General features: G+C 70.0%; 14 protein-coding genes. 3 read left to right on the top strand and 11 right to left on the bottom strand.

Annotated elements, in window-relative coordinates; genetic code table 11:
• Positions 1-95: 95 nt before the first annotated feature.
• Both ASD21_RS10490 and ASD21_RS10485 read right to left on the bottom strand, forming a co-directional pair.
• Entirely contained in the window at positions 96-653 is a 558-nt protein-coding gene (locus tag ASD21_RS10490; protein WP_056440374.1) for a dihydrofolate reductase family protein, read from the bottom strand.
• A gap of 118 nt (positions 654-771) precedes the next feature.
• On the bottom strand, positions 772-1,401 hold the full coding sequence (locus ASD21_RS10485; RefSeq protein ID WP_056440372.1) for a TetR/AcrR family transcriptional regulator: 630 nt from the start codon (positions 1,399-1,401) through the stop codon (positions 772-774).
• Positions 1,402-1,675: 274 nt separating this feature from the next.
• Here ASD21_RS10485 and ASD21_RS10480 point away from each other — a divergent pair, with 274 nt between their 5' ends.
• The 3 genes from ASD21_RS10480 to ASD21_RS10470 all read left to right on the top strand — a co-directional run bounded on the left by ASD21_RS10480 (position 1,676) and on the right by ASD21_RS10470 (position 4,565).
• Positions 1,676-2,506 (top strand): UDP-2,3-diacylglucosamine diphosphatase, encoded by an 831-nt coding sequence (locus tag ASD21_RS10480; protein WP_056440371.1) that lies wholly within the window; start codon positions 1,676-1,678, stop codon positions 2,504-2,506.
• Positions 2,506-3,597, top strand: a complete 1,092-nt coding sequence (locus tag ASD21_RS10475) for a glycosyltransferase family 4 protein (RefSeq protein WP_056440370.1) — start codon at positions 2,506-2,508, stop codon at positions 3,595-3,597. Before ASD21_RS10480 ends, ASD21_RS10475 begins: the two co-directional genes overlap by 1 nt.
• A 236-nt stretch (positions 3,598-3,833) precedes the next feature.
• Complete coding sequence (locus ASD21_RS10470; protein ID WP_056440367.1) at positions 3,834-4,565, top strand: helix-turn-helix transcriptional regulator; 732 nt, start codon at positions 3,834-3,836, stop codon at positions 4,563-4,565.
• 87 nt (positions 4,566-4,652) lie between these two features.
• Here the strand turns inward: ASD21_RS10470 and ASD21_RS10465 are convergent, their stop codons facing one another.
• From ASD21_RS10465 to ASD21_RS10430, 9 genes are all read right to left on the bottom strand, one after another.
• The gene (locus tag ASD21_RS10465; RefSeq protein WP_056440366.1) at positions 4,653-7,307 is read right to left on the bottom strand and encodes a glycoside hydrolase family 3 C-terminal domain-containing protein; all 2,655 of its coding nucleotides are present in this window, start codon (positions 7,305-7,307) and stop codon (positions 4,653-4,655) included.
• Between the two features lie 211 nt (positions 7,308-7,518).
• The gene (locus ASD21_RS10460) at positions 7,519-8,067 is read right to left on the bottom strand and encodes a toxin-activating lysine-acyltransferase (protein WP_056440363.1); all 549 of its coding nucleotides are present in this window, start codon (positions 8,065-8,067) and stop codon (positions 7,519-7,521) included.
• Between the two features lie 247 nt (positions 8,068-8,314).
• A complete protein-coding gene (locus ASD21_RS10455; protein ID WP_056440361.1) occupies positions 8,315-9,736 on the bottom strand; it encodes an HlyD family type I secretion periplasmic adaptor subunit in 1,422 nt (473 codons plus the stop codon).
• Positions 9,733-11,892, bottom strand: coding sequence for a type I secretion system permease/ATPase (locus ASD21_RS10450; protein ID WP_082554712.1), 2,160 nt, complete (start codon positions 11,890-11,892; stop codon positions 9,733-9,735). Before ASD21_RS10450 ends, ASD21_RS10455 begins: the two co-directional genes overlap by 4 nt.
• A 313-nt stretch (positions 11,893-12,205) precedes the next feature.
• A complete protein-coding gene (locus ASD21_RS10445) occupies positions 12,206-12,436 on the bottom strand; it encodes a hypothetical protein (protein WP_056440358.1) in 231 nt (76 codons plus the stop codon).
• Between the two features lie 83 nt (positions 12,437-12,519).
• Positions 12,520-12,768: a hypothetical protein gene (locus ASD21_RS10440; RefSeq protein WP_056440356.1), complete on the bottom strand. Its 249-nt coding sequence runs from the start codon at positions 12,766-12,768 to the stop codon at positions 12,520-12,522.
• On the bottom strand, positions 12,768-13,100 hold the full coding sequence (locus ASD21_RS10435) for a DUF6481 family protein (RefSeq protein WP_056440355.1): 333 nt from the start codon (positions 13,098-13,100) through the stop codon (positions 12,768-12,770). Before ASD21_RS10435 ends, ASD21_RS10440 begins: the two co-directional genes overlap by 1 nt.
• A 9-nt stretch (positions 13,101-13,109) precedes the next feature.
• A complete protein-coding gene (locus ASD21_RS23905; protein WP_156390673.1) occupies positions 13,110-13,235 on the bottom strand; it encodes a hypothetical protein in 126 nt (41 codons plus the stop codon).
• 369 nt (positions 13,236-13,604) lie between these two features.
• On the bottom strand, positions 13,605-14,336 hold the full coding sequence (locus ASD21_RS10430) for an enoyl-CoA hydratase/isomerase family protein (RefSeq protein ID WP_056441140.1): 732 nt from the start codon (positions 14,334-14,336) through the stop codon (positions 13,605-13,607).
• Positions 14,337-14,506: the final 170 nt, after the last annotated feature.

Below are 14,506 nucleotides of genomic sequence, written 5' to 3'. Positions count from 1 at the left end.
CCCGGCTGAACGAGGGGTTCGGAACAAGTCCGAGGATGACGGCTCCAAAAATGGAGGCGCAAGCGCGCGAGCGGATGCGAAGCGGCTGCTCTGGATTAGCGGGCGCGCCGGTAATGCATGGCGACGACGCCGTTACGGAGCGGCGTGGCCGAGATCAGCTCGAGCCGTCGCGTGCCGGGCAGCCCGCTCTGGTGGAGGGTTGGACCGTGGCCGGCGATCCGGGGGTGGACGAGGAACTTGTACTCGTCGATCAGATCCAGCTGGTCCAGCTCGGTCGCGAGCTTGCCGCTGCCCAGGAGCACGCCGGCCGGGGTCGCGTCCTTGAGCCTCTGCACGCCCGTGCGCAGGTCGCCGGCGATGTGGCGGCTGTTGGTCCACGGGAAGGCCGTTCGCGTCGACGACACCACGTACTTCGGCTTGGCCTCCAGCTTGACCGCCCACTCGCGTATCGCCGGCGGCGCCTCCACGTCGCCGCGGGCGACCGCCGGCCAGTAGCTCTCCATCATCTCGTAAGTGACGCGACCCCACAGCATCGCCCCGCCCTCGTCCATGAGGCGGGTGAAGAAGGCGTGCGTCTCGTCGTCGGCGATCCCCTCCCGGTGGTCGACGCAGCCGTCCAGGGTGAGGTTGAGGCTGAAGGTCAATAGTCCCATGCGGCGAGTCTAAGCCATGCCATGGCGTACGCCAATTGCTCGGGGTCGATGTTGAACGTCCGCAACGGGTCGAAAGCAGTCCCCGGCCCCTGCCCCGAAACAGACCTCCCGCCCCAGCTCAGTCCGGCCAAAGATCCTGCACATCCCCCTTGCGGTTCAGCATGTGCGTGGCCCGCTTGATCAGCATCAGCAGGCGCTCGCGCCGCCCGTCGCTGTCGTAGGTCAGGGTCGTCCGCGCCAGGCCTTCCAGCATGAACCGCGCCAGGTCCCGGCTGGCCTGGAACCGAGGGCCCGCCCCGGCGTGGAGGATCTTCAGGAAGTGGTCGCCGGCCTGGGCGCGATCGAACTCGGCCTGTGCCGGGGCCAGCAGGGCCTGGACGGCCGGGTCGGTGCGGCCGGCGGCCTCCAGCTCGGCGAAGGCCAGGAACGGCACCGAATGCAGCAGGTCCCAGTAGCTGTCGATCGCGTGCTCGGTGACGTCGGCGCCCGGCGGCAGGGTGTCGGCGGCGGCGCGGAACAGGGCCGAGCGCTCGGCCTGGACGTGGGCCACGGCCGCCTCGACCAGCGCCTCGCGGGTGGGGAAGTGGTAGAGCATCGCCCCGCGCGTCAGGCCGGCGGCGTCGGCGATCACCGGATTGGCCGCGGCGTGATAGCCGATCTCGGCGATCAGCCGCATCGCGCAGTCGAGAATGCGCGCCCGGGTCTTCAGCGACTTGGGCGTATCCTTGGCGAGGCGAGCGGCGTCCATGACCCTGATCTAGTCAATGCGATGTTGCGCCGCAACAGCACAGCGCCGGTAAAGCTTTGCCTTGCTCCCCATGATTTATCCAATGGTGAAATTTCGGGCGTTGGTGCGGCGCAGCGTCGCGCCTGGACGGGGGTGGGGGCGCGGAACGTCGTTTCACGAAAGCGACATGCAATCAGCTTAATCGCGGCCCATGCGCCCCCGACGGGACTTGGGGTCACCGCCGGTCCGGGGGGACCGGCGTCTAACGCCGACCAGAACCGCCGGAGGGGCTAGCATGGTCACCGAAACCGACACCGAGATCCGCGGCTACCGCTCGATCTTCATCAGCGACGTGCACCTGGGCACGCGCGGCTGCCAGGCCGAGCTGCTGCTGGACTTCATCCGCCACGTCGAATGCGACAAGCTGTACCTGGTGGGCGACATCATCGACGGCTGGAAGCTGCGCAGCGGCTGGTACTGGCCCCAGAGCCACAACGACGTGGTGCAGAAGATCCTGCGCCTGGCGCGAAAGGGCGTCGAGGTGATCTATGTGCCCGGCAACCACGACGACCGGGTCCGCGACTTCTGCGGCGTGCATTTCGGCGGCGTGGTGGTGGCCCGCGACGTGATCCACGAGGCCGCCGACGGCAAGCGCTACCTGGTGGTCCACGGCGACGAATTCGACGGGGTGGTGCAGCACGCCAAGTGGCTCGCCTTCCTGGGCGATTGGTCCTATAGGACCATCCTGATGCTGAACACCTTGCTCAACCGCGCGCGTCGGAAGCTGGGGTTCGGCTACTGGAGTCTTTCGGCCTATCTGAAGGTCAAGGTGAAGAACGCGCTGCAGTTCATCGAGAATTTCGAAGCCGCGGTCGCCGACGAGGCGCGCCGGCGCGGCGTCGACGGCGTGATCTGCGGCCACATCCACAAGGCCGAGATGCGCGAGATCGACGGCGTGCTCTATGTGAACGACGGCGATTGGGTGGAAAGCTGCACCGCGCTCGTGGAACATATGGACGGACGGCTCGAAATCCTGGAATGGTCCAAGCTTAGGTCCTGGTCGGTGATCGACCGGGCAAGGGCGCTCACCATCGAGCCCCCCATTGCGGAGCCTGCCGCCGCCTGATGCGGATACTACTCGCCACCGATGCATGGGAACCGCAGGTCAACGGCGTGGTTCGGACCCTCACCAAGGTGATGGCCGAGCTGAAAGCCATGGGCCATGAGGTCGATGTCGTCAGCCCCGACCAGTTCCCCACCTTCCCGCTTCCGACCTATCCGGAGATCAAGCTGGCCATCGGCGCCTACGAGCCGGTGATGGAGCGCTTCAAGTCGTTCGAGCCCGAGGCGATCCACATCGCCACCGAGGGTCCGATCGGCCTGGCCGCCCGCCGCATCTGCCTGGAATGGAAGCTGCCGTTCACGACCAGCTACCACACGCGCTTTCCGGAATACGTCTCGGCCCGCCTGCCGCTGCCGCTGTCGGCCGGCTACACCTACATGCGCTGGTTCCACAAGCCGTCGGGTCGGCTGATGGTCGCCACCCCGACCATGCGCGACGAGCTGATCCGCCACGGCTTCCGCAACATCTCGCCCTGGACGCGCGGCGTCGACACCGACGTGTTCAAGCCCCGCGCGGAGGGCGACGCCGACGTGTTCGCGGGCCTGGCCCGGCCGATCTTCCTCAATGTCGGCCGCGTGGCCGTCGAGAAGAACATCGAGGCCTTCGCCAGCCTGGACCTGCCCGGCACCAAGGTCATCGTCGGCGACGGCCCGCAACGCGAGGAGCTGGCCGAGAAGTACCCGGACGTGGTGTTCGCCGGCGCCAAGTTCGGCGAGGAGCTGGCCCGCTATTTCGCCTGCGCCGACGTCTTCTGCTTCCCGTCCCTGACCGACACCTTCGGCCTGGTGATTCTGGAGGCCATGGCCGCCGGCGTGCCGGTGGCGGCGTTCTCGGCCCCGGGGCCGATCGACATCATCCCGGGCTCCGGCGCCGGCGCCCTGGCCCCCGGCCAGACCGACGGCCTGCGCGAGGCCTGCCTGGCGTGCCTGGACATCGACCACGTCGTGGTCCGCAAATTCGCCGAGGGCTTCTCGTGGCGCGCCTGCGCCGAGGAGTTCTACAAGAACCTGCAGCCCTATCCCGAGCCGGAAAAGACCCGATTCTGGCGGCGGCTGCGGCGGCTGGCGCGGCTTAGGCGCAAGCCGGCGGCTTAGCACCGGCTAGCACTTGCCCCCTACGGGTCGCTTCGCGACCGTCTTCCCCCACGGGGGGAAGAGGAGCCCCGCGCGCGTCCTCCGCCCCCTATGGGGGCGGACAGACCGCGAAGCGGTCAGGTGGGGGCAAGTGGGTGAGCCACCGTTCCCAATCCGTCTCACCACCGAGACACCGCCCCCTGGCCGACCTACGCGCCTTCGCCTAGTCTGAGCCGTTCAGGGGTGAGCATCTCCACGTGTTGAACACGGCCGAACAGGAAGCCTGGAGCTTTCTCAGCAAGGCGCCGCACTACGCCGCGCCCGACGAGGTCGAGGCCCATTTCGGCCGGGCGATCGCGGCGTTCGGCTATGACCGCTTCTGCGCCACCCTGATCAACGCCGAGCAGCTGGGCCGCGAGCCGCCCACCCTGGCCCGCCGCGACTTCGACGTCTGGGACGCCCGCTACTGGGGCGAGCGCCACGTGGTCCACGATCCGTGCATCAAGCTGCTGCGGAAATCCGGCCGCAGCTTCGCCTGGACCGACGCCAAGCCGCTGGGCGACAACCGGGCCCGGGCGATGTGGGGCGAGGCCTCGGAATTCGGCATGAACGACGGCTATGTGGTGCGGGTGTTCGGCCCGGCCGGCCACGAGGTGCTGATCCGCATGGCGACGGAGGCGACGACCACCGACCCCACCGCCCGCGCCGTGCTGGAAAGCCTGGCCACGGTGTTCGGCACCATCATGCTCAAGCACTGGGAGCTGCAGGACGACAACCCCGACTACGGGGTGATCTCCCAGCGCCAAGCCCAGTGCCTGTACTGGGCCAGCCGGGGCAAGACCGACTGGGAGATCGGCGCGATCCTCGCCCTCTCGCCCCGCACAGTCCACCACCACATCGAGGCCGCCAAGAAACGCCTGGGCGTGGTCAAGCGGCAGGAGGCGGTGATGAAGGCCGGGGAGCTGGGGCTGCTGGTGAGGGTGGGATGAGCGGACGGGGACATGCCCTTGCGGCGTGTCCCCAAGTCTTGCTCCGTGGATGCCGATGGGGACACGCCGCAAGGGCATGTCCCCGGCTCAGTTCGCCAACCCCTTGCTCCCCGACACCGTAAACCGCGCCTCGACGCCCGCCGGCTTGTCCAGCCCCGGCCGCGCCACGGGCTGGCCGCCGCCGATCCACAGGCTGACCGGTCCGGACGCGATCGACCGCGAACCGTCGGCCGCCACCACGCTCATCGCCGCGCCGTCGAGCTGGAAGCTCACGCGGCGCGTCTCGCCGGCCTTCAGGCGCACCCGCTGGAAGCCGTGCAGCGACCGCACCGGCGCGCCGGTCACGTCGCGCGAGACGTACAGCTGCACCACCTCGTCGCCGTCGCGCGCGCCGCTGTTGGTGACGGCGACCGAGACGCTCTGGCTGTCGCCCGCCTTGACCGCCGCCCGCGCCAGCACCGGCTTGCCGTAGGCGAACCGCGTGTAGCTGAGGCCATGGCCGAACGGATACAGCGCCTCGCCGGCGAAATAGCGATAGGTGCGGCCGGCCATGCCGTAGTCCTTGAAGGCCGGCAACTGGTCGGCCGAGCGGTAGAAGGTCACCGGCAGGCGGCCCGCGGGGCTGAAGTCGCCCGCCAGCAGGCCGGCGACGGCGCGGCCGCCCTCGCCGCCCGGATACCAGGCCTCGACGATGGCCGGCAGGTGGGCGTCGGCCCAGTTCACGCTCATCGCCGAGCCGTTCATCAGCACAAGGACGACCGGCTTTCCGGTGGTCCGCAGGCGCTCCAGCAGCCCCTCCTGGGGCGCGGGCAGATCCAGGCTGGTGCGGTCGCCGCCGACGAAGCCGGGGGCCCGCACCGACATCTCCTCGCCCTCGAGCTTGGCGGTCAGCCCGCCGACGAAGACCACCAGGTCGGCGTCCTTGGCGGCGGCCACCGCGGCGTCGGCGCCGCGGCTGGGCCGGCTCCACTGCAGGCGCAGCTCGCCCCGCTCGCCCAACTGGTTGGCCTCGACGACGATGGCGCTGGCCTTGCCGGCCGTCAGGGCGACCTCGCCGTCCGGCGCGGAGTCCCTGGCCCGGGTCCAGGCGTCGACGACCGTCCTGCCGTCGACGATCACCCGGTAGCCGCCCTCGCCGCTGACTGTGAACCGGTGGACGCCGGTCTCGGTCGGGGTCAGCACGCCGGTCCAGCGCATCGACGTCGTTCGCGCCTGGCGCTGGGGCCGGCCCCAGCTGAAGCTGGCGTTGGCCGCCGCCTCGGCGGCGCTGGCCGGTCCGGCCAGGTCCAGCCCCTGGAAGGTCTCGACCTTGAGGTCCTTCAGCACCGCGTCCGGCACGTCCTCGCGCGGGGCGGCGGTCCAGCCCGTGCCCTCGACGAAGTCGATCCTGGCGTCGGGGAAGCGCTCGCGCAGCCCGGCCAGCACGGTGACCGGCTTGGACGGCGTGCCGTTATAGTTGCCCACCAGGGCGTCCAGGCTGTCGGCGTTGGGGCCGATCACCGCGATGCGGGCGGGCGCGGCCTTCAGCGGCAGCAGGCCGTCGTTCTTCAGCAGCACCATCGAGGCCTTGGCGGCCTCCAGCGACAGGGCGCGGTGGGCGGGCGTGTCGTTGTCGGCGGCGGTGATCTTGAAGTAAGGGACCTTGGCGGGCGGGTCGAACAGGCCCAGGCGCAGGCGGGCGACGAACAGGCGCTCGACGGCCTGGTCCAGTTCGCCCTGGCTGAGCAGGCCGTGGCGAACGGCGTCGACGATCGGCGCGATGTCGCTGCTCTTGTTGGGTCCGAACTCGGCGCAGAACAGGTCTGTCCCGGCCTTGATGCTGACGGCGGCGGCTTCCTCGGCGGTCTTCACATAGCCGTGCGAGGTGGGTTGGAAGACGTCGGCGATCGCCGCGCAGTCCGACACCACGTGGCCGGAAAAGCCCCAGTCGCGCCGCAGCCGGTCGACCAGCAGAGGCCTGTTGGCGCAGGCGGGCGCGCCGTCGACGGCATTGTAGGCGCACATCACCGACTCGACCTTGGCCCGGGTCACCAGCGCCTTGAAGGCCGGCAGGTAGGTGTCTTCCAGGTCGTGAGCCGAGGGGTGGATGTCGTCGCGGTGACGATCCGCCTCGGGGCCGCTGTGGACCGCGAAGTGCTTGGCCGTGGCCACGGTCTTGTAATAGGTCGGGTCGTCGCCCTGCAGGCCGGTGGCGAAGGCCACGCCCATCTCGGCCGTCAGGTGCGGGTCCTCGCCCCAGGTCTCCTGGCCCCGGCCCCAGCGCGGGTCGCGGAAGATGTTGATGTTGGGCGACCAGACGGTCAGGCCGCGATACTGGGCCGAGCCGCCGTCGGGGGCGCGTTTCTCGACATATTTGGCGCGGAACTCGGTGGCGATGGTGTCGGCGATCCCATGGATCATCGGCGCGTCCCAGGTGGCGGCCATGCCGATCGCCTGCGGGAAGACCGTCGCCTCCCCCGCCCGGGCCACGCCGTGCAGGCCTTCGCTCCACCAGTTGTAGGCCGGCACGCCCAGGCGCGGGATGGCGGGGGCGGCGTGCTTCAGCTGGCCGGCCTTCTCCTCCAGCGTCATGGCCGAGACCAGGGCGGCGGCGCGGGCCCGCGGCGTCAGGGACGGGTCGAGGAACGCCGTCGGGGCCTGGGCGCGGGCGCTGGAGGCCATGCCGGCGGCCGCCAGGGTCAGGGCCCAACCGGCGGCGATGACGAGCGCGCGGCTCGACGGATGGATCGCTGAAGCCTTCACGCGTTTCCCCTTGCCTCGCGACCCTTGCAGGGTCGTCTCTACCGGCGAGACACCGGTGTCAGGGACATCTTAGACACAAGCCGCGCCTTGGGGACAGCGAAAAGGTACCGGTACCTTTAGGGTGAAGGCAGAGCCATGTCCGCGCCGCGTCCAGGCGCCCTTTGGGACCTTCGGCTCATCGGCGCATCGGCCGCCTTGGCCGCCGTGGCCGTCACACGGAAGAGACCGGCTCCTCTTCGCCCAGGGTGACCTTTTCCCGCTTTCCGGTGTTCGGATCCGTCCGGTGAAGATGGAAGGTCCGTCCCTTGAAGGGGCCGTTGATCAGGTCGAGCAACATGATCTGGGTCAGCTTGTTCTCGGGCGTGGCGAACGGCGAGATCAGCTCGACGAGCCAGGTCCGGTCTCCAGAGGTCCAGTCGGCGGGCGCCAGGGGCTCGCCCGCCTCGAGCTTGGCCTCGGCGGCTTGCGACAAGCTGGCCCAGATCGCCACGCCCAGCGGCATGGCCTCGAGACCCTCCCGCGTCAGGCCGAACTGGGCGAACGAGGCCGGATCGGCGTCGCTCAGGCCCGGCGTCGGTCCGAACCGGAAGATCCGGAACTGTTCGCTGACCACGGCCGGCATGAACGACGATTCCAGAGCCTTGATCTTCAGCTCGCGGTGGAGGGACGACTGGCTGAGCAGCCAGACGATCTGGCCTATGGCTTCGGCGACCGTGCGCGGGGCGCCGTCGTGCTGAGCCGCGGAGGAAAAACTCGTCATTGTCGTCCTCGAATGTCAGGCGACGCCGTCAGCGGCGCCGGAGATTGGGCAGGGCCGCGCCAGGGAGCGTCGGGATCGAAATCACGGTCATGTCGATCTCCCTTATGGCTGTCCAGCAGCGTGGAAAATTTAGTCAGCAGGGTCATAAGCGTGGGCGTCAAAGACGACCTTCACGGACAAGTGCTCGTTCTCAACCTCCAGGGACGCCCCCGAACCGCGCCGCGGGGGGCCAGCGCGGAGCCCGCCCCTACCGCTCCCTGCCCGCCTCCTTGACCCGACGCGCCAGGGGCGACAGCAGGAACCCGATGATCCGGCGCTCGCCTGTCTTGATTTCGACCGTGGCCGACAGGCCCGGCGCCAAGGCGAGCCGGCGCCCATCCACGAGTATCCAGGGCTGGGTCAACTTCACCATCGCGGGAAAGACAAGCCCCTCCTTCTCGTCCTCGACCGCGTCGCGGCTGATATGTTCGATCACCCCGTGGACCACGCCGTAGCGGGTGAACGGATAGGCCTCGAGCTTGATCTCGACGGGCTGGCCCTCGTGGACGAAGCCGGCGTCGCGGTTCTGGACGCGGGCCTCGATGATCAGCTCGCCGCCGCGCGGCACCAGCACCATCAGGGGGTCGGCCGGCTTGACCACGCCGCCCAGGGTGTGGACCTGCATCTGCTGGATCACGCCGTCCATGGGGGCGGTCAGGACGGTGAGCCCGGCCTTGTCGCTGGCCTTGGACAGCTCCTCGCCGCGCAGGCGCTGGTTGGCCTGGGCTTCGGTCAGGGCGTCCAGCACCTCGCGCGAGAACTCGCCCTGAGCCTTGGCGATCTGCTGGTCGACCCCGGCCACGGCGGCCTCGGCCTTCAGGCGCTCGTCGCGGCGGATGGCCAGGTCCTGGCGCATGCCGACCACCTGCTGCTCCAGCTCCGAGACCTTCATGCGCGGCGCGTAGCCCTTGACGACCAGTTCGCGCATGCCCTTGAGCCGCTCCTCGGCCAGGGGGATCTGCTGGCTGAGCTTGACGATCTCGTTCTCGATCATGCCCAGCTCGCCCTGGCGCTGGAGGCGGTCCTGCTTCAGCCCGGCCAGGGTGGCGGCCTGTTCGCGGCGCTTGGCCTCGACGAAGGCGCGCTGGGTGGCCACCGAGGCGCGGTCGGCGCCCTGGGGAGCGCGGAACGCCGCGCCGCGACCGCCGGCGTAGTCGACCAGGGCGGTGGCGCGGGCCGCGTCGATGTCGGCGCTGAGCAGGGCCTGGCGGGCCTGGGCGACGTCGGCCGCGGTGGCGGTGGGATCGAGATCGACCAGGGGCTGGCCGGCCCGCACCGTCTGCCCCTCGACCACGTGCAGGGCCCGCACCACGCCGTAGTCGGCGGCCTGGATCAGCTTGACGTTGCCGCGCGGGATGATCTTGCCCGGCGCGGCGGCGACCATGTCGACCTTGCCGAGGATCGACCAGGCCAGGGCCAGGACGATGAAGCCCAGAATGGCCCAGAGAACGGCGCGGCCCAGCGGGTTGGGCGGGGTCTCCAGCACTTCCAGGGCGGCGGGCAGGAAGGCGGTCTCGTCGCGCGGCGTGCGATCGCGCTCGGCCGCCCGCTGCAAGCGCCAGCTCTCGACGAGAACGTCCCAGTGGCGACCCCAGTCGCGCCCCAAGTCGCGCAAGGCGGTGGCGATCATGCCCGCACTCCCATCTGCTTGGCGTAGAGCTGGGCGTAGCGGCCGCCCTGGCGCATCAGGGTCGCGTGCGTGCCCTGCTCGGTGATCCGGCCGCGTTCGATGGTGATGATCCGGTCGGCCTGGCGGACGGCCGACAATCGGTGGGCGATGATGATCACCGTGCGGCCGGCGGTCATGGCCTTCAGATTGTTCTGGATGATCTCTTCGCTCTCGGCGTCGAGGGCCGAGGTGGCCTCGTCGAAGATCAGCACCTTGGGCCGCCCGGCCAGGGCGCGGGCGATGGCCAGCCGCTGGCGCTGGCCGCCCGACAGGTTGCCGCCGCGTTCGTCGATCTGGGTGTCGTAGGCCTCGGGCAGCTCCAGGATGAACTCGTGCGCTCCGGCCATCTTGGCGGCGGCGACCACGGTCTCCATCGGCATGGCCGGATCGGTCAGGGCGATGTTCTCACGGACCGTGCGGTTGAACAGGATGTTCTCCTGCAGCACCACCCCGACCTGGCGCCGCAGCCAGGCCGGATCGACCACGGCCAGGTCGACGCCGTCGACCAGCACGCGTCCGCGCTCGGGCACGTGCAGGCGCTGGATCAGCTTGGTCAGGGTCGACTTGCCCGAGCCGGACGGGCCCACGACGCCCAGCACCTCGCCCGGCTCGACCACCAGGTCGATCTCGGACAGGACTTCCGGGCCGTCGATCTTGTAGCGGAAGCCGACCTTCTCCAGGGCGATGCGGCCGACGATGTCGGGCAGGGCCGAGCGCGATGGCGAGGACGACGGTTCGGTCGGGCTGTTGAGGATGTCGCCCAGCCGGGCCACCGAGATCTGGGCCTGCTGGAAATCCTGGGCCAGCTGAGCCAGGCGCAGGACGGGGCCGGCGACCTGGCCGGCCAGCATGTTGAAGGCCACCAGTTCGCCGACCGTCAGCTTGTCGCCGACCACCAGGCGGGCCCCGAAGAACAGCAGCGCCACCCCGCCCAGCTTGTTGATCAGCTGGATGGCCTGCGAGCCCCAGTTAGCCAGCATCCGGGCGTCGAAACTGGCCTTGATGTAGCCCGCCAGCTGGCGCTCCCAGCGCCCCTGCATCTGCGGCTCGACGGCCAGGGCCTTGAGGGTTTCGACGCCCGTCACCGCCTCGACCAGGAACGACTGGTTCTCGGCCCCGCGGGCGAACTTCTCGTCGAGCTTGCGGCGCAAGGCCGGCCCGACCAGCAGCACCACCAGGGCGTACAGCGGCAGGGTGATCAGCACGATCAGCAGCAGCCAGGGACTATAGAGCCACATCACCGCCAGGAAGATCCCGGCGAACAGCAGGTCGAGCACCGCGGTCAGGGCCGAAGAGGTCAGGAACTCGCGGATATTCTCCAGCTCGCGCACCCGGGCCACGGAGTCGCCCACCCGGCGGGCCTGGAAATAGGCCATCGGCAGCTGGGTCAGGTGCGCGAACAGCTTGGAGCCCAGCTCGGCGTCGACGCGGCTGGTGGTGTGCGAGAACAGGTAGGTGCGCAGGCCGCCCATGGCGACCTCGAACAGCGACACCACCAGCAGGCCGACGGCCAGGATCTCCAGCGTGGTCAGTCCCTTGTGGACCAGCACCTTGTCGATCACCACCTGGAAGAACAGCGGGGTGATCAGGCCCAGGACCTGCAGGAACAGGGAGGCGACGAGGACGTCGCGCAGCAGGTGGCGGTACTTGACCAGGGCCGGGATGAACCAGGTCACGTCGAAAGCGCGGGCCGCGCCGGCGACATGCTCGCGGGTGGTCATCAGCAACAGCTGGCCGGTGTGGACGGCGGCGAACTGCTCGATCGTCAGGGCGCGCGGGCGCTGCTCGCCGGGGTCGAACACCAGCACCCGGTCGGCGGCGGCCTGCAGGACGATCAGCCAGCCCCCGGTCACGCGGGCCATGGCCGGCAGCGGCTGGCGATGCAGCAGGGCCGGCGCGGCCTGAACCGCCTTGGCGCGCACCTGCAGGCGCTTGGCCAGCCTCAGCAGATCGTCGGCCGAGGCCTCTTCGGAGCCCAGCCCCAGGTCGTGACGGAGGTGATCCGGATCGGCCGGCTTGCCAAGAAAGCCCAGCATGGCGGCGAAGCAGATGAGCGCCGGCGCGCCCATCGGCGGCTCGCTGGCCGAGCCCATGGAGAGGTCGCCGTCAGCCCCCATGACGCGCGATCAGGTTCGCCGAACAGCTCACGGGCGGGAACGGGCGCCATACGGCGAAGACGATCGCCGCCTGGAAAACGGCTCGTCGACGCACTCTGTCGATACGCACTGAAACACACCCCCGAAGCCACCGACCCCATGTTGCAAATCGGAAATGACCGCCGCAACCACAATCTGACGATGATCGACGATAAGCTGTGCAATTCGCCCAACGAGCGAGTCCGCGCGGAGCCAATGGTCCGGGCGGGCGCGATGGCGGTTCGGGCGTGTCGCCGAACGTGCGGCGGAGGCTCGCCGAGCCATCCGGAAGCCGCTAGCCCGCCAGCCAGGCCGCGGCCCGCCGAAGCATGGCGACCAGACCCGCTCCGAACACCGCCAGCAGCACCCCGGCCGGAACCAGCAGCAGCAGGTTTCCCCAGTGCAGCCCGCCGCCGGTGCCGGTGGCGATCAAGGCCAGGGTCAGCAGCAGGGCGGCCACGCCCACCGCGGCCCATAGGCCCAGCCGCGCGCCGCCGGCCCGGCGCGGGACGCCTTGCCAACGCACGAGACCTCCGGTCCCGCGACCGCTCGTGATCCGCCTGCCCCCCTCGCCCGAGGCCCGCCGCCGTCGTCGTCCAGCCGAGGCGGTCATCGATGGTGCATGTCGATGACCCGGCAGCGAACGCTCCAGCCGTCGCCGCCGCGGTCGGTGAAGTCGGTGACCACCAGCTCGTAGACTTCGCCGTCCTGGCTGAGCGTGCAGACGTCGCCCACCCGCATCGGCCGGGCGTCGCGCGAGCGGATGTGGGCCTCGCGCAGGGTGACCAGGTTCTCGCACAGCAGTTCGTAGTCCTGCGACCCGAACGGCGAGACTGGAACGGGCGCGCGTTTGGCCATCAGCGGCGAGACTTGCGGGCCGCGTATTTGGCGTCGCGCTTGTCCTTGGCCTCGGCCTCGGTCGGGACCTTGGCGCGTTTGCGTTCGGCGCGCTGGCCGGCCACGGCGGCCGCGTCGGCGGCGGCCGCCGTGGCCGCCTCCTTCTTGACCGCCCTGACCGCCTGGCGTTCGGCGCGCACGGCCTTCAGCTCGACGGCTTCCTCGACGCCACGCTCGGCGAACAGCGGGTCGACCACCGCCGGCTTCGGCTTGAACTTGGCGAGCAGCGCCTGCTTGGCCTGCGCGGCGGTCTTCAGCCGATCGGCCAGCTTGGCGCCTTTGGTCTCGTTCATGGCGCGCTCTTAGGTCTTGGTGCCGCGCAGGGCGTCGGGATCGATCGGCCGGGGCCGCGAGGGCTGGCCGCCGGTCGAGCGGGGATCGTTCAGGCCCTTGGGGCCCGAAGGCCGGGTGCCGGGATAGGTCTTCATGGGGCTATTTCTTCTTGACGGACAGCGGGGACAGCAGGGTCGGCGCGGCGGCGGCGATCACCTTGGGCTTGGCGGTCTTGGGCTTGCGGACTTCGCGATTGCCTTTGGACAAGGGGCGTTCCTTCAGGGGGAGGACGCGCGCGATCAGGCGCTCGGGCCAGGCGGCCCGGCGCAACGCGCGCGGTGGAAGGCGATATCAGGTCCGTGAAGGGCGCTGGTCGTGGCGACTGACGGTCATGCGACCCCTTTCCGGGGTGCGTCGAGACGGCCCGCCAAGCGGACCGGCACTCGTCGACGGCGCGTCCTAGCGCCTTGGATTGACCCTATCACATCCGGAGGTCCGACCGGTGGAAATACGGCGGGGCCGCCCTACCCCCGCTTGAACAGCGTCGTGCGCTTGGCCATGAACGCCGCCACCGCCTCGCGGTGGTCGGCGCTGGCCACCAGGGCTGGCAGCTCCTTGTCGACCTGGGACCGGCCGTCGACCACCCGCTTGGTGGCCTCCACCGCCAGGGGCGCGCGCGAGGCGATCCATTCGGCCAGGTGGAAGGCTTCCGGCAGGAGCCGCTCGGGCGTGTGGACCGCCGTGACGATCCCGTCGGCCAGGGCCCGCTCGGGGCCGAACTGGGCGCCGGTCAGCAGATGGGCCTTGGCCCGCGCCACGCCGATCAGCCGGGGCAGGCGGACGACCGAGGCCATCAGCCCGATATTGACCCCCGAGGCGGCGAACACCGCCCGGTCGCTAGCCAGGCGGATGTCGCAGGCCAGGGCCAGCTCCAGTCCGCCGCCGAAGCACCAGCCGTCGATGGCGGCGATGGTCGGCACGCGCAGGGCCTCGATCCAGTCCATCAGCTGGTTGAAGTTCTCCACCGCCGCCAGGGCCTTGTCGGCCGGCCGGCCGTGCGCCTCGCGCAGGTCGTCGCCGGCGCAGAACACCCCGCCCCGGCCGGTCAGCACCACCGCGCGCGTGTCGCTGTCGCCGGCGATCTCGTCGAGGATCCGCGCCAGTTCGGCCCTCAGGGGCAGGCCCAGGGCGTTGGCCGGCGGGGCGTCCAGCTCCAGCAGCAGGATCGAGCCGGTGGGACGGCTGACGTGGATCATCGCGCTCATCGCGCGAACGTGGCCGATGACGGCGGGAATGGAAAGCTGAGCCACGGCGGGCGCCACCGTCGCGACACCGGTCGTTTCACGCGCAACCATGCTGCGATGCAACAACTTTCCCCTTGCCAGAGTTAAACACTTGTCACAGCTTAGGCGGCCTTCGGGACGGA

Origin of the sequence: Caulobacter sp. Root1455 (assembly GCF_001426905.1) — a bacterium.
Classification (GTDB): domain Bacteria; phylum Pseudomonadota; class Alphaproteobacteria; order Caulobacterales; family Caulobacteraceae; genus Caulobacter.
Note: the sequence above shows the minus strand (reverse complement) of the source record. Positions and strands in the feature narration are given on the sequence as shown.

Bases quoted from the DNA above. Each gene is read 5' to 3' on its own strand.
- ASD21_RS10430 (WP_056441140.1), bottom strand. From the start codon at position 14,336: ATGATCCACGTCAGCCGTCCCACCGGCTCGATCCTGCTGCTGGAGCTG.
- ASD21_RS23905 (WP_156390673.1), bottom strand. From the start codon at position 13,235: ATGAAGACCTATCCCGGCACCCGGCCTTCGGGCCCCAAGGGCCTGAAC.
- ASD21_RS10485 (WP_056440372.1), bottom strand. From the start codon at position 1,401: ATGGACGCCGCTCGCCTCGCCAAGGATACGCCCAAGTCGCTGAAGACC.
- ASD21_RS10440 (WP_056440356.1), bottom strand. From the start codon at position 12,768: ATGGCCAAACGCGCGCCCGTTCCAGTCTCGCCGTTCGGGTCGCAGGAC.
- ASD21_RS10435 (WP_056440355.1), bottom strand. From the start codon at position 13,100: ATGAACGAGACCAAAGGCGCCAAGCTGGCCGATCGGCTGAAGACCGCC.
- ASD21_RS10475 (WP_056440370.1), top strand. From the start codon at position 2,506: ATGCGGATACTACTCGCCACCGATGCATGGGAACCGCAGGTCAACGGC.
- ASD21_RS10450 (WP_082554712.1), bottom strand. From the start codon at position 11,892: ATGGGGGCTGACGGCGACCTCTCCATGGGCTCGGCCAGCGAGCCGCCG.
- ASD21_RS10490 (WP_056440374.1), bottom strand. From the start codon at position 653: ATGGGACTATTGACCTTCAGCCTCAACCTCACCCTGGACGGCTGCGTC.
- ASD21_RS10480 (WP_056440371.1), top strand. From the start codon at position 1,676: ATGGTCACCGAAACCGACACCGAGATCCGCGGCTACCGCTCGATCTTC.
- ASD21_RS10455 (WP_056440361.1), bottom strand. From the start codon at position 9,736: ATGATCGCCACCGCCTTGCGCGACTTGGGGCGCGACTGGGGTCGCCAC.
- ASD21_RS10460 (WP_056440363.1), bottom strand. From the start codon at position 8,067: ATGACGAGTTTTTCCTCCGCGGCTCAGCACGACGGCGCCCCGCGCACG.